The organism is Acinetobacter sp. ESBL14 (assembly GCF_036668815.1).
Classification (GTDB): Bacteria; Pseudomonadota; Gammaproteobacteria; order Pseudomonadales; family Moraxellaceae; genus Acinetobacter; species Acinetobacter gyllenbergii.
On record NZ_JAZEVS010000052.1, the window covers coordinates 1 to 390 of the forward strand.

Consider the following 390-nt stretch of genomic DNA (forward strand, 5'->3'; position numbering starts at 1 on the left):
AGTTGGGTACATTAGACGATGCAGCAGTTAAATATGATGATGCAACGACTAAAGACAAGATCACGCTTGCAGGTGCTGGTGGAACCACGATTACCAACGTTAAAGCGGGTGCAGTAAATTCAAGCTCAACAGATGCAATCAACGGTAGTCAATTACACGGTGTTGCAGACAGCGTTAAGACAGCAATTGGTGGCAACACGACTATTGATGCAACGACAGGTGCAATCACCACAAGTAACATTGGTGGTACAGGTTCGAACACGATTGATGGTGCGATCACCAGCGTTAAAGCGACAGCAGACAAAGGCATCAACTTTGGTGGCACAACAGGCAAGAACAACTATGCCTTGGGTAGTGATATCAATGTTAAAGGTGATAGCAACATTACCA

Annotated in this window: 1 pseudogene; it reads left to right on the plus strand. The window is 45.1% G+C overall.

What is annotated here, in order from left to right:
• Positions 1-390: pseudogene (locus V6E90_RS21580) on the plus strand (YadA-like family protein); the annotation flags it as partial.